Genomic DNA, 13,314 nt, shown 5'->3' with positions numbered 1-13,314 from the left:
GGCGGGCGCGGTCGTTCATGGGGTGGGTCAACCCACCGGGACGGGCTGCGCGGCCGGGGCGGCCGGCACCGGCTGGAACCAGCGGCGGGCGCCGAACAGCAGCAGCCCGCCGAGCGCGATCCCGCCCGCCGCGCACAGGGCCACCGGGCGCAGCGAGTCCTCGGCGAGCTTGCCGGAGACGGCGTAGCCGAGCGAGTTGCCGGTGGCGAACAGCGTCACCAGCCAGGCGAAGGCCTCGGTCACGGTGCCGGTCGGCGCCAGTTCGGCGACCAGCACGAACGCCGCCGCCAGCAGCGGGGCCAGCATGATCCCGGAGAGGAAGGCCAGCGCGGCCATCGGGTACGGCCCGGGCAGGGTCACCAGCGGCAGGTAGGAGACGGCCATCGCGAGGGCCATCACCCAGGTGCGGGTGGCGGTGGTCCAGCGCCACCGGACCGCGCCGTAGGCGAGCGCGCCGAGCAGGCCGCCGAGCGCCGCCAGCGCCAGCAGGGTGCCCCCGCCGCCGGGCAGCGCGCCGACGTGCCGCTCGGCGTAGGCGATGAACAGCACGTTCTGCGCGCCGACCGCCCAGCCGGCCCCGGCCAGGCCGACCAGGAGCAGCACCAGACCGGGGGAGCGCAGCGGTCCGAGCAGCCCGGCGGACCGCTCCCGCGCCGGGGCGCGCCAGGCCCGGGCGGGCCCCGCGGTGGCCACGACCAGCGCGCCGACCAGTCCGAGCCCGGCGGCCACCCAGAGCGCGGCGACCGGGCTGAACAGACCGGAGATGGCGGCGACGGCCAGCGGGCCGGCCACGTAGAGGATCTGCTGGGACGCGGAGTCGAAGGCGTACGCGGTGTCGAGCTGCTCCTCCTCGACCACGTCCGGCCAGAGCGAGCGCAGGCAGGGCTCCAGCGGGGGCATCGCGAGACCGGCGATCGCGGCCCCGACCGGTGCGGCGACCGCGGAGCCGGGGGCGAGGGCGAGCAGCGCGTACCCGCCGCCGGCCACCACGGCGGAGGCGATCAGGACGCGCGGCTGCCCGGTGCGGTCCACGATCCGGCCGAGCACCGGCCCGCCGACGGCGGCGGCGATCGCGTAGGCGGAGGTGGCCAGGCCGACCCGGCCGTACGCCACCCCGGCGTCGCGCAGGGCGAGGGCGATGACGAGGGCGGTCATGCCGGCGGGCAGCCGGCCGAGCAGGGTGCCGAGCAGCAGACGGGTGACGTGCGGGGCACGGAGCAGGGCGAGGTAGCCCATCGGGATCCTCTCCGGGTGGGCAGGCGGGGGCGGGGACGCCGTCAAAGTTATACGTATAACCGCTCAGTGGTCAATCGGCCCGGCCCATCGACCTGATGGGGCGTCAGCTTCGTTCGTGTCCGGAGTTCGGGTCCGTGGCGAGCTCGGGGTCGGCGCGAGGGTGAGGGGAGCCCTGCACCATCTCAAACAAGTACTTTGAACATCTCAAACCTTTACTGCTAACGTATCGGCCATGACAGCCTCGGACGCACTGCGGATGAACGGCTCGGGCCCGCGGCCCGGCGCCGCCCGCCGGTGTGCTCCGGGCGGCGCTGTGGACAGCCCGCGCCGTTGTCGCGCCCCGCGCTGTACCGCCCTGAGCTGTACCGCGGCGGCACGCCCCTGACCGGGGGCCGGCCCCTCATGCCCGGCCCCGCGCCGTGCCGCCCGCTCCGCCCCACACCTCACCGTCGCAACGCCCTCCCCCGGAGACGCTCCCCCATGTCCACAGCGCCCGAGGCGACCTCGTCGCCGTCCGTGCTCGCCCGCATCCGCAAGACGCCCTTCTGGGTGCAGATCGTCGCCGGCCTGGTGCTCGGCGTCGGCCTCGGCTACCTGGCCCGCACCGCCGAGATCTCCTGGCTGGCCACCACCCTGGAGACCATCGGCAAGATCTTCGTCCAGCTGCTCAAGGTGGCCGTCCCGCCGCTGGTGTTCACCGCGATCGTGGTGAGCGTCGCCAACCTGCGCAACGTGACCAACGCGGCCCGCCTGGCCACCCGCACGCTGCTCTGGTTCATGATCACCTCGCTGATCTCGGTCGGCATCGGCATCGGCCTGGGCCTGCTGACCAACCCGGGCGAGGGCACCGACCTGAAGACCGAGGGCCTCAAGGCGCTCGACTCCAAGGGCACCTGGATCGACTTCCTGACCGGGATCTTCCCGACCAACATCGTCGACTCCTTCGCCAAGGTGAACGTGCTCCAGATCGTCTTCCTGGCGGTCGTGGTCGGCGCGGCGGTCCTCAAGCTCGGCGCCAAGGCCGAGCCGGTCCTCAAGCTCAGCGAGTCCGTGCTGGAGCTGACCCAGACCGCGCTCTGGTGGGTCATCCGGCTCTCCCCGCTCGGCACCCTCGGCCTGATCGGCAAGTCCGTCGCCAAGTACGGCTGGGACCTGCTGAAGCCCTTCGCCACGCTGACCCTGGACATCTACCTCGGCTGCGCCCTGGTGCTGTTCGTCGTCTACTCGCTGGTGCTGCGCTTCGCCGCCGGGCTCAACCCGCTGCACTTCTTCAAGGGCGCCTGGCCCGCGATCCAGCTGGCCTTCGTCTCCCGCTCCTCGGTCGGCACCCTGCCGGTCACCCGCCGCGTCACCGAGCGGCTCGGCGTGCCGAGCGAGTACGCGTCCTTCTCGGTCCCGTTCGGCGCCACCACGAAGATGGACGGCTGCGCCTCGATCTACCCGGCCGTCGCCGCGATCTTCGTCGCCCAGGTCTTCAACATCGAGCTGGGCGTCAAGGACTACATCCTGATCGCCTTCGTCTCGGTGGTCGGCTCGGCCGCCACCGCGGGCCTCACCGGCGCGATCATCATGCTGACGCTGACCCTGTCCACCCTGGGCCTGCCGCTGGAGGGCGTCGGCCTGCTGCTCGCCATCGACCCGATCCTGGACATGATGCGCACCGCGACCAACGTCGCCGGCCAGGTCGTCGTGCCGATCGTGGTCGCGGCCCGGGAGAAGATCCTGGACGTCACCGCGTACAACAACCCCTCCGCGGACCTGTACGACGAGGACGCGAAGCCGGCCGCCGGAGCGACCCCGGTGGCGGCCTGAGGGTGAACGTGCGGGCGGACGTCAGAGGGGGCGTTCGACCGGCATGAAGGAAAGGGCCTCTCCCGGCGACGGGAGGGGCCCTTTCCGCATTTCCTCGTTCCGTGCCCGAACTCATGCCGCCGTGCCGCCGCCCACTCGTGGGCCCGGGCCGCGGTTTTCGGAAAAAGGCAGGGGGCCCGCCGGATGGGCGGGCCCCCTTGGGTACTGCTCTTGTGCTCATGGTGGCGGCTGTCGGGAGCCGCCGGCGGACCCGTTCGGGTCCCGAGCGATCAGATCATCAGAGGATGGTCAGACAGCGGTGACGTTCTCCGCCTGCGGGCCCTTCGGGCCCTGGGTGACGTCGAAGGTGACCGTCTGGTTCTCCTCCAGCGAACGGAAGCCGTTCGCGTTGATGGCGGAGTAGTGAACGAAGACGTCGGGGCCGCCGCCCTCCTGGGCGATGAAGCCGAAGCCCTTCTCAGCGTTGAACCACTTGACGGTTCCCTGAGCCATGCCGTTCTCCTTGCGATGCGTGTCGGGGGCCACACCGTGTGACACCCGGTCCGCTGCGCTGATCGCCCTGCCTCCGGACGTGTCCGAAATTTTTCGATATTGCTGAAAAACTACAAAAAGCCTGCGGTTACATGCTCCGCAGGCTTCAAGTACTGCAAGGGGAATCAAACTGCAACTGAGGGCAACGCTAGCATGCGGCCGCTGTGACGACCAGAGGTCACTTACGGCGTGGAAGGCGCGTGTCGTAAGGGCGGGAGCGGGCGCGGAAAGGGCTCCCCGGTGGCGCGTTGGCGGTGCTTCGGGGGCGCTCCGGCGGTGCGTCGTCCGTGCTCCGGCGGTGCTCCGGCGGTGCCTCGGCGGTGTGTCAGGGCGTGTCGGGTGGCCGGTGCGAGCCGCCGCGAACAGCAGGCATACGCTGCGTGGAGGCACGAACAGCAAGGGAGCGGCGCAGTGGCAGCACCGGAAGCGGGAACACCGGACGCGCGGACGCGGGAGCCCCGGCAGGACACCCCGGTCAGGCCGCGGGTCGGCCACATCCAGTTCCTGAACTGCGTCCCCCTCTACTGGGGACTCGCCAGGACCGGCAATCTGCTCGACCTGGACCTCACCAAGGACACCCCCGAAAAGCTGAGCGACCAGCTCGTCGACGGCGACCTGGACATCGGCCCCATCACCTCCGTGGAGTACCTGCGCAACGCGGACGACCTGCTGGTCCTGCCGGACATCGCGGTCGGCAGCGACGGCCCGGTGATGTCCTGCCTGATCGTGAGCAAGGTGCCGCTCGCCGACCTCGACGGCCGCCGGGTCGCCCTCGGCTCCACCAGCCGTACGTCCGTACGGCTCGCCCGGCTGCTCCTGGAGGAGCGCGAGGGCGTGCGGCCGGACTACTTCAGCTGCCCGCCGGACCTCAGCGCGATGCTCGCCGAGGCCGACGCCGCCGTCCTGATCGGCGACCCGGCCCTGCGCGCCTACCTCGGGCAGGCCGCCGACCTCGGGCTGACCGTCCACGACCTCGGCGAGATGTGGAAGGAGTGGACCGGGCTGCCGTTCGTCTTCGCCGTCTGGGCGGTGCGGCGCGAGTTCGCCGAGCGCGCCCCCGAGCTGACCGCCGCGGTGCACCGGGCGTTCCTGGAGTCCCGCGACCTGTCGCTGGTGGAGGCCGCCAAGGTCGCCGAGCAGGCCGCCCGCTGGGAGGCCTTCGGGGCGGACGTGCTGGAGCGGTACTTCAGCGAGGCGCTCGACTTCTCGCTCGGCGAGCGGCAGCTGGCCGGTGTCACGGAGTTCGCCCGGCGGGTCGCGCACGACAGCGGGTTCGCCCCGGACGTCGCGGTGCGGCTGCTGGAGCCGGCGGCGCTGCCGCTGCCGTAGGGCGCCGTCGGGGCCGTAGGCGTTCGAGCCGGGCCGCACGTGTTCGACCCGGGTCGTGTCGTGGCCTCGTCCTGCCCGAGGGGGTGCTCCCGCGTGGGGGTGGTGCCCCCGCGCGGGCCCGGGCGGGGCTCGGCCGGGCCCGGTACGGTCTGCACCCGAGGCGCGTCCGGCGGCCGCTCGGTCGACGGGTCTACCGGTTCACCGGCTCGGTTGACCGGTTGACCGGTCGGTCGGCCGGGCGCGTGGCCGAGCGGGCGAGGGGAGCGTACGGGGATGCGGGCACTGGGGTCGGACGATCCGCGCCAGGTGGGCGGCTACCGGCTGCTGCGGCGGCTCGGCTCGGGCGGGATGGGCCGGGTCTACCTCGGCCGGACGGCCGGCGGGCGCACCGTCGCCGTCAAGGTGGTGCGGTCGGAACTCGCGGACGACGCCGAGTTCCGCGCCCGGTTCCGGCAGGAGGTGGCCGCCGCCCGGCGGGTCGGCGGCGCCTGGACCGCGCCCGTACTGGACGCCGACACCGAGGGCGGTCGGCCCTGGGTCGCCACCGGCTACGTGGCGGGCCCCGCGCTCGGTGACGCCGTCCGGACGTACGGGCCGCTGCCCGAACCGGCCGTGCGCGCGCTCGGCGTCGGGCTCACCGAGGCGCTCGCCCACGTCCACGGGCTCGGCCTGGTGCACCGGGACGTCAAACCCTCCAACGTGCTGCTCACCCTGGACGGGCCGCGGCTGATCGACTTCGGGATCGCCCGGGCACTGGACGCCGCCGGTGGCCTCACCCGTTCCGGTTACGTGGTCGGATCGCCCGGCTTCATGTCACCCGAACAGGCGAACGGACAGACGGTCGGGCCGGCCGGGGACGTCTTCTCGCTCGGCGCCGTCCTCGCCTTCGCCGCGACCGGCGTGCACCCCTTCGGCGAGGGGGTCAGCGCGGCCGTCCTGCTCTACCGGGTGCTGCACGAGGAACCGGACGTGGCCGGGCTGCCCGGGCCGCTGCGGGGGATCGTGCTCGACTGCCTGGCCAAGGACCCGGCCGCCCGGCCCACCCCGCGGCAGCTGCGCGACCGGCTGGACCCGGACGGCGCGGCCGGCACCCGGCTGGCGCGGGGCGGCTGGCTGCCGGCGGAGCTGGCGGCGGGGGTGGGGCGCAGCGCGGTGGAGCTGCTGGACCTGGACGGGGATGCGGGGGAGCCGGGGCAGCCGGGGCTGTTGGGGGATGCGGGACCGTTGGGGGATCCGGGGGCGCGGGGGGAGGGGGTGGCGGACGACGAGCCGGTGCGGACGCCGACCTTCGTGCCGCAGGGCTACTACCCGCCGGAGTGGCGGAAGCCGCCGGAGCCCGCCCATCCGTGGCGGCGGCGGGCGGGGGCCGCGGCGCTGGCGCTCGGGGTGCTCGGGGGCGCGGGGTACGGGCTGTACGCGTGGTGGCACCGCCCCGGGCCCGATCCGGTGGTGTCGGGGCCGACGGTGGGGCCGCTGCCGGTGCCGTCCGTCGACCCGGGCGACGCCGTCACCTCGCCCGGGGCCTTCGCGTCGCCCGGGGCCTTCGCGTCGACGGGGACGGGGAGCCCGACGGCCTCCGCCTCCGCCTCCGCCTCCGCCCCGGCGTCCGGGACCGGCGGGCCGAGCGTGGTGCCCGCCGCCTTCCTGGGCACCTGGCGCGGGGACATGGTCACCAACAAGGGGCTGCCCGCCGGGACCACCACGATCACCGTCCGTCCGGCGGCGATCGGCCAGGAGAGCACCACCAGCCGCAACGCCGTCTCCGGGCTGATCCCGATCAGCTGCGAGGGCGCCTGGACGCTCACGTCGGCCTCCGCCACCGAGCTGGTGTTCCGGTCCCGGCTGGTCCGTTCCTCGATCCCCGGCGCCTGCACCGGCGGCGCCAACGCCGAGACGCTCACCCTCCGGGCCGACGGGACGGTCCGGTTCGTCTCCGCCGACCCGCCGGCCGGGAACCCGACCGGCACGATGCGCCGGGTGGACGGGGCGGGGGAGGCGGAGGGGGCGGACGGCTGAGACGTCCGGGTGGGGACGTCCGGGCGGGTCGGCGGACGCGGGCCCGGGTGGGGACGTCGGACGGGGTCCGGGGCAGGAGGCCGGGCGAGGTTCCGGGCGGCCCGTGCGCGGGTCAGCGGGCTGACGCGGGCGGCGGAATGTGCTGGCGTAGGCTGGTTCGGCCGTACCCCCGTAGCACTTGAGAGAGAGAAGGCCGCCAGGTGACCGAGCTCGCAGCGACCACCCTCGATGCGTCCAGCACCGACCTGAAGGCCGTGCTCGACCGGGCCGCCGCCGGTGGCCGGATCACCCCGGAGGAGGCGCTGGAGCTCTACCGCTCGGCGCCGCTGCACGCGCTCGGCTCCGCCGCCGACGCGGTGCGCCGCCGCCGCTACGCGGGTACCGAGCACATCGCGACGTACATCATCGAGCGCAACATCAACTACACCAACGTCTGCGTGACGGCGTGCAAGTTCTGCGCCTTCTACGTGCCGCCGAAGAGCGACAAGGGCTGGTCCCGCGAGCTCGACGAGATCCTGCGCCGCTGCGCCGAGACGGTCGAGCTGGGCGGCACCCAGATCATGTTCCAGGGCGGCCACCACCCGGACTACGGCGTGGAGTACTACGAGCGCGCGTTCTCGGCGATCAAGGCCGACTTCCCGCAGCTGGTGATCCACTCGCTGGGCGCCTCCGAGGTCGAGCACATGGCGCGGATCTCGGGCGTCTCCGTGGAGGAGGCCATCACCCGGATCCACAAGGCGGGCCTGGACTCCTTCGCCGGCGCCGGCGCCGAGCTGCTGCCGGAGCGGCCGCGCAAGGCGATCGCCCCGCTGAAGGAGTCCGGCGAGCGCTGGCTGGAGATCATGGAGATCGCCCACGGCCTCGGCGTGGAGTCCACCTCCACCATGCTGATGGGCACCGGCGAGACCAACGCCGAGCGGATCGAGCACCTGCGGATGATCCGTGACGTGCAGGACCGCACCGGCGGCTTCCGGGCCTTCATCCCGTACACCTACCAGCCGCAGAACAACCACCTGAAGGGCTCGACCCAGGCCACCGTCTTCGAGTACCTGCGGATGATCGCGATCGCCCGCCTGTTCCTCGACAACGTCGCCCACATCCAGGGCTCCTGGCTCACCACCGGCAAGGAGGCCGGCCAGCTGTCGCTGCACTACGGTGCGGACGACCTCGGCTCCGTGATGCTGGAGGAGAACGTCGTCTCGGCGGCGGGCGCCAAGCACCGCTCCAACCTCACCGAGCTGATCCACCTCATCCGGGCCGCCGACCGCGTCCCGGCCCAGCGCTCGACCACGTACGAGCACCTGCGGGTGCTGGACGACCCGGCCAACGACCCGGTCGACCCGCGGGTCGCCTCGCACATCGCCTCCACGGCGATCGAGGGCGGCACCGCGCACCCGGAGCTGAAGATCCTGGACAACTGAGTCCTCCCCCCCTCCCGGTGTCGTTGCCGTCGAAGCCGAAGGCGCTGTCGTGCTGACTCTGCACCGGGCGGCGTTCGTGCTGCCCGACCCCGCCGATCCCACCGCCCCGTCCATCGCCGACGGGGCGGTGGTGGTGCGCGGCGAGCTGGTGGAGGCGGTCGGTCCGTACGGGGAGCTGGCGGCCGCGCACCCGGGCGCGCGGGTGCGGGACTGGGGCGCGGCCGTGCTCGCCCCCGGGCTGTGCAACCCGTACGGGCACTGGCTGCTGGAACGCGCGTACCACCCGGATCCGCGGGAGGAGATCGGCCTCGAACCGGTGGCGGACGGGTTGGTCGGGTCCGCGGACGAGGTGCGGTGCGGGGCCAGCGCGCGGCGGGGGCTGCAGCGGATGCTCGGGTACGGGGTGACGGCGGTGGCCGGGCCCTTCGAGCGGGCCTCGGTGCGGACGGCGGTGGCGCGGTCGGGGGTCGTGGGGCTGCCCGGTCGTTCCGCGCCGCTCCGGGGGGCCGGCGGCGCGGGTGACGCGGTTGGTGCTGGTGGCGCTGGTGGCGCTGGTGGCGCGGACGGCGCGGGTGGTGTGTGCGCTGCGGGCGAGGGGCCGCTGGACCCGCTGGCCGTCCTGCCGTTGGCGGAGGCCGTGCACGGGCGGGTGGCGGCCGGGGGCCGGGCGGACTTCGCGGTGTTCGCGGCCGCGGGCGGCGGGCGCGCCGAACCGGTGGTGGGCGGGTGCCTGGCCACGGTGCTGGGCGGGCGGTTGGTGTACCGCCGGCGGTGAGACGGTCGTCACGGCGGGTGTGACGTACTCGTCAGTAGACGGATTTCCTTGTGACGTACGGGACTTCCTTCGTGTGCACCCGAACTCCGGTGCCGGTCCCGGGGAGTGATTGCCCCTTCGTCGTGACCTGAGGGGCCGCCAGCGGATACGATCCCGGACAGCTCACTCCGTACCCTCACCACACCACTGCCCGCGCCCGCGGGCGGCGGGGCCGTGTCCCCGGCCCCGAAGGCAAGCCAGGACAGGAAGCATGCGAACCGCGACCGTTCCCCCGCCGCGCACCCCGCGGTTGGGCCGTGGTTGGTACCTCGCCGCCGTGCTCAGCGCCGTGCTGGCCGTCGGCATGTGCCTGCTCGGTTGGCGCCAGGCCGACCAGGCCGACCGGATCGAGGCGCACCCGGTGAGAGTCGAGGGGGTCGTCACCCAGCTCCCGACCGGCGGCGGCACCTACAGCGCCGTCAGCTACCGGGCCGGCGGCGAGCCGCACACCGCGGCCGCGCTGCCGCTCTCGGACGGCGCCAGGGTCGGCGACCGGGTCTGCCTGGAGCACGCCGCCGACGACCCCGGCGCGGTGCGGATCTGCGGCGACACCTACCCGCAGCCGGTCGGCGTGGGCCTGGCCCGGTTCAGCGTGCCGGTGGCCGTCGTGCTCTTCGTGATCTGCGTGCTGCGCATCCGGCGGCACCACAAGGCCCTCGCCGTCCGCGGCGGGCAGGGGAAGCTGGCCGCCAACCTCGCGCTGGCGACGGGGGCGCTGGCGGACGGGATGCCCGCGATAACCCACGGGAAGCGGTCGCGCCGACGGCGGCGCGCGGGCGGGCGGCGCGCCCAGCACTGACGGGGGGCGTGCCCCGTTGGCCGGGGTGTCCGTGCGAGGGTGAACAATGGGGGCGTGACCCGAGCCTCTCTGGACAAGCAGCCGCACGAAGTCGCCGCCATGTTCGACGACGTCGCGGCCAAGTACGACCGCACCAACGACGTGCTCTCCCTCGGCCAGGCCCGCGCCTGGCGCCGGGCGGTGGCCGAGGCGGTGGACGCCGGACCGGGGGACCTCGTGCTCGACCTCGGGGCCGGCACCGGCACCTCCTCGCTGCCCTTCGTCGAGGCGGGGGCGCGGGTCGTCCCGTGCGACTTCTCGGTCGGCATGCTCACCGAGGGCAAGCACCGCCACCCCGAGCTGGCGCTCACCGCCGGCGACGCCACCCGGCTGCCGTTCGCGGACGACACCTTCGACTCGGTGACGATCTCCTTCGCGCTGCGCAACGTCCAGGACACCGACGCGGCGCTGCGCGAGATGCAGCGGGTCACCAAGCCCGGCGGCAGGCTGGTGATCTGCGAGTTCTCCACCCCGACCTGGACGCCGTTCCGGACGGTCTACACCGAGTACCTGATGCGCGCGCTGCCGCCGGTGGCCACCGCCGTCAGCAGCAACCCGGAGGCGTACGTCTACCTCGCCGAGTCCATCCGGGCCTGGCCGGACCAGCCGGGGCTGGCCGCCAAGCTGCAGGACAACGGCTGGTCGAAGGTCGCCTGGCGGAACCTGACCGGCGGGATCGTCGCGCTGCACCGGGCGTACAAGACCGCGTAGCCGGGCGGGGGCGGGGGCGGGGCGGTCGGTTTTCGGATCGGTTCGGTTCCCGGTTCCCGGTTCGGTCCCGGGCCGTGGCTCGGTCCGGTGGTCGGTGCTGTCGGCGGTTGGTGGTGTCGGCGGTCGGTGGTTGGTGTTTCCGGCGGTCGGTGGCCGCGTGGTGCCGGCGGACGGGGGCGGGGGCGCGTCCGGTGGCGTGAGCGGAACTAGACTGCCGGAGACAGAGCCGCCGTCCCCCCGCCGCAGTTCCAGGAGTGTGTCCACGTGTCCGAGACCGCAGCCGATCTGACGAAGCCGGACAGCCCCGTGGAGAGCACGGCCGACGTCATCGTGGTCGGTGCGGGCCCGGCCGGCTCCACCACCGCGTACTACCTGGCCCAGGCCGGGCTGGACGTGCTGCTGCTGGAGAAGACCGCCTTCCCGCGCGAGAAGGTCTGCGGCGACGGCCTGACCCCGCGTGCCACCAAGCAGCTGGTGGACATGGGCATCGACGTCTCCACCGAGAACGGCTGGCTGCACAACAAGGGCCTGCGCATCATCGGCGGCGGCGTCCGGCTGGAGCTGGACTGGCCCGAGCTGTCCTCCTTCCCCGACTACGGCCTGGTGCGCAAGCGCGCCGACTTCGACGAGCTGCTGGCCCGTCAGGCCGAGAAGGCCGGCGCGCGGCTCTACGAGCGCTGCAACGTCAGCGGGCCGGTCCTGGACGAGCGCACCGGCCGGATCGTCGGCGTCACCGCCAAGCTCGGCGACGAGAAGCGGCCGGTCACCTTCCGGGCCCCGCTGGTGGTCGCCGCCGACGGCAACTCCACCCGGCTCTCGCTCGCCATGGGCCTGCACCGGCGCGAGGACCGCCCGATGGGCGTCGCCTACCGCACCTACTTCACCTCGCCGCGCCACGACGACGACTACCTGGAGTCCTGGCTGGAGCTGTGGGACACCCGCGACGGCCAGCGCAAGCTGCTGCCCGGGTACGGCTGGGTCTTCGGCATGGGCGACGGCACCTCCAACGTCGGCCTCGGCATCCTCAACTCCTCGCCCGCGTTCGGCGAGCTGGACTGGCGCGAGGTGCTCAAGGCCTGGTGCGCCGGCATGCCGGAGGAGTGGGGCTACACCCCCGAGAACATGACCGAGCCGATCCGCGGTGCCGCGCTGCCGATGGCCTTCAACCGGCAGCCGCACTACACCCGCGGGCTGCTGCTCGTCGGCGACGCGGGCGGCATGGTCAACCCGTTCAACGGCGAGGGCATCGCCTACGCGATGGAATCCGGCCAGATCGCCGCCGGGGTCATCGTGCAGGCCCTCGCCCGGGTCACCGACGGCGGCCGCGAGCGTGCCCTCCAGGCCTACCCGCGCATCCTCAAGGACGTGTACGGCGGCTACTACACGCTGGGCCGCGCCTTCGTGAAGCTCATCGGCAACCCCAAGGTGATGCAGATCGCCACCCAGCGCGGCCTCACCCACCCGATGCTGATGCGCTTCACCCTCAAGCTGCTCGCCAACCTCACCGACCCGCAGGGCGGCGACGCGATGGACCGCGTGATCAACGGCCTGGCCCGGGTCGCCCCGAACGCCTGACGCCTGAGAGAGTGTTGGGTAATCGGGTGACTACTGGTGCTTGAGGTCGTCGGCGAGGCGGCGGGCTGCTTCGGTCTCGATGGGGCCGCGTGGTTCGATCTCCTCGCCGGCGAGGCGCGCGGCCATGAGCCGGATCATGGCGACCTTGATCATCGCTTCGGCGTGCGCGGTCTTGCGCTCGTAGTCCCGTGCCAACCGTCTGCACCGTCCCAGCCAGGAGAATGTCCGCTCGACCACCCACCTGCGGGGCAGCACCCGGAAGCCTTTCACATCCGCGTTGCGCGGCACCGCGACGATCTCCACACCCTCCCGCTCCGCCGCCCAGGCGACAAGTCCGGCGTCGACCACGTTGACATAGCCGCCGTCGACCCAGACCAGCCCGACCTGCGGAAACTCCTCCCGGATCCCGGTGAGGACCAGCTTCGCGCCCGCCCGGTCCTGCACCGAGGCCGAATGCACCACCGCCCGCAGCACGAGCCCGCAGGTGTCCACCAGCAGGTGCCGCTTGCGGCCCCGCACGCGCTTGCCCGCGTCGTAGCCGATCGCCTCGCCGCCCTGGTGGCTGCGGGCCGACTGCGAGTCCAGCACCGCCGCCGAAGGCTGCGGATCCCGCCCGTCCGCCACCCGGACCCGCTCGCGCAACGCATCGTGGACCCGGCCCCAAGTCCCGTCCGCCGTCCAGGCACGGAACCACCGGTAGGCCACGTCCCACGGCGCCAGATCGTGCGGCACCAGCCGCCACGCGCATCCACTGACCAGCACGTACAGCACCGTGTCCACGACCAGCCGCCGCGGGAACTTCAGCCGCCGACCCGCCCGACGGGGATCCCGCATCGGAAGCAGCGGCTCGATCACCGCCCACTGGGAGTCCGTCAACGACGAGTCGTACAACGGCTTGCACGCACAGACACACATGGCGGTGATCTTCGCGGACTCCAAGTCCGAGGCCGCCCGGGCACTCATCGAGTCCGGTCGGACGGTGGTGGTCGAGTCCTACTTCCCGCGCACGATCGCCACGCACAGGGCCATGG

At 73.3% G+C, this 13,314-nt stretch carries 11 protein-coding genes; 8 read left to right on the top strand and 3 right to left on the bottom strand.

Going from position 1 to position 13,314, the window contains the following annotated elements; genetic code table 11:
• Window positions 1-27: 27 nt before the first annotated feature.
• Window positions 28-1,236 carry an MFS transporter gene (locus ABZW03_RS02560; RefSeq protein WP_355250993.1) on the bottom strand — a complete coding sequence of 403 codons (1,209 nt, stop codon included), beginning with the start codon at window positions 1,234-1,236 and terminating at the stop codon, window positions 28-30.
• Between the two features lie 480 nt (window positions 1,237-1,716).
• Between ABZW03_RS02560 and ABZW03_RS02555 the strand changes: the two genes are divergently transcribed.
• Window positions 1,717-3,048 carry a dicarboxylate/amino acid:cation symporter gene (locus ABZW03_RS02555; RefSeq protein WP_355250990.1) on the top strand — a complete coding sequence of 444 codons (1,332 nt, stop codon included), beginning with the start codon at window positions 1,717-1,719 and terminating at the stop codon, window positions 3,046-3,048.
• Window positions 3,049-3,336: 288 nt separating this feature from the next.
• Here ABZW03_RS02555 and ABZW03_RS02550 read toward each other — a convergent pair whose 3' ends face one another.
• Window positions 3,337-3,540: a cold-shock protein gene (locus tag ABZW03_RS02550; protein ID WP_189920031.1), complete on the bottom strand. Its 204-nt coding sequence runs from the start codon at window positions 3,538-3,540 to the stop codon at window positions 3,337-3,339.
• A gap of 534 nt (window positions 3,541-4,074) precedes the next feature.
• On the opposite strand from ABZW03_RS02550, the gene ABZW03_RS02545 reads away from it, so the two are divergent.
• From ABZW03_RS02545 to ABZW03_RS02515, 7 genes are all read left to right on the top strand, one after another.
• A complete protein-coding gene (locus ABZW03_RS02545; protein WP_355251093.1) occupies window positions 4,075-4,908 on the top strand; it encodes a menaquinone biosynthesis protein in 834 nt (277 codons plus the stop codon).
• A gap of 273 nt (window positions 4,909-5,181) precedes the next feature.
• Complete coding sequence (locus tag ABZW03_RS02540) at window positions 5,182-6,924, top strand: serine/threonine-protein kinase (RefSeq protein WP_355250986.1); 1,743 nt, start codon at window positions 5,182-5,184, stop codon at window positions 6,922-6,924.
• Between the two features lie 200 nt (window positions 6,925-7,124).
• On the top strand, window positions 7,125-8,345 hold the full coding sequence (gene mqnC / locus ABZW03_RS02535) for a cyclic dehypoxanthinyl futalosine synthase (protein WP_049651178.1): 1,221 nt from the start codon (window positions 7,125-7,127) through the stop codon (window positions 8,343-8,345).
• Between the two features lie 49 nt (window positions 8,346-8,394).
• Entirely contained in the window at window positions 8,395-9,120 is a 726-nt protein-coding gene (locus tag ABZW03_RS02530; RefSeq protein ID WP_355250982.1) for a hypothetical protein, read from the top strand.
• A 250-nt stretch (window positions 9,121-9,370) separates the two neighbouring features.
• Entirely contained in the window at window positions 9,371-9,958 is a 588-nt protein-coding gene (locus tag ABZW03_RS02525; protein WP_355250979.1) for a hypothetical protein, read from the top strand.
• Between the two features lie 54 nt (window positions 9,959-10,012).
• Window positions 10,013-10,708: a demethylmenaquinone methyltransferase gene (locus ABZW03_RS02520; RefSeq protein WP_355250977.1), complete on the top strand. Its 696-nt coding sequence runs from the start codon at window positions 10,013-10,015 to the stop codon at window positions 10,706-10,708.
• Window positions 10,709-10,972: 264 nt separating this feature from the next.
• Window positions 10,973-12,283: a geranylgeranyl reductase family protein gene (locus tag ABZW03_RS02515; protein WP_355250974.1), complete on the top strand. Its 1,311-nt coding sequence runs from the start codon at window positions 10,973-10,975 to the stop codon at window positions 12,281-12,283.
• Window positions 12,284-12,313: 30 nt separating this feature from the next.
• On the opposite strand, the gene ABZW03_RS02510 is transcribed toward ABZW03_RS02515, so the two are convergent.
• Window positions 12,314-13,198, bottom strand: coding sequence for an IS5 family transposase (locus ABZW03_RS02510; protein ID WP_355251090.1), 885 nt, complete (start codon window positions 13,196-13,198; stop codon window positions 12,314-12,316).
• Between the last annotated feature and the right edge of the window lie 116 nt (window positions 13,199-13,314).

This window comes from Kitasatospora sp. NPDC004799, assembly GCF_040609095.1.
In the GTDB taxonomy this organism is placed as follows: domain Bacteria; phylum Actinomycetota; class Actinomycetes; order Streptomycetales; family Streptomycetaceae; genus Kitasatospora.
Note: the sequence above shows the minus strand (reverse complement) of the source record. Positions and strands in the feature narration are given on the sequence as shown.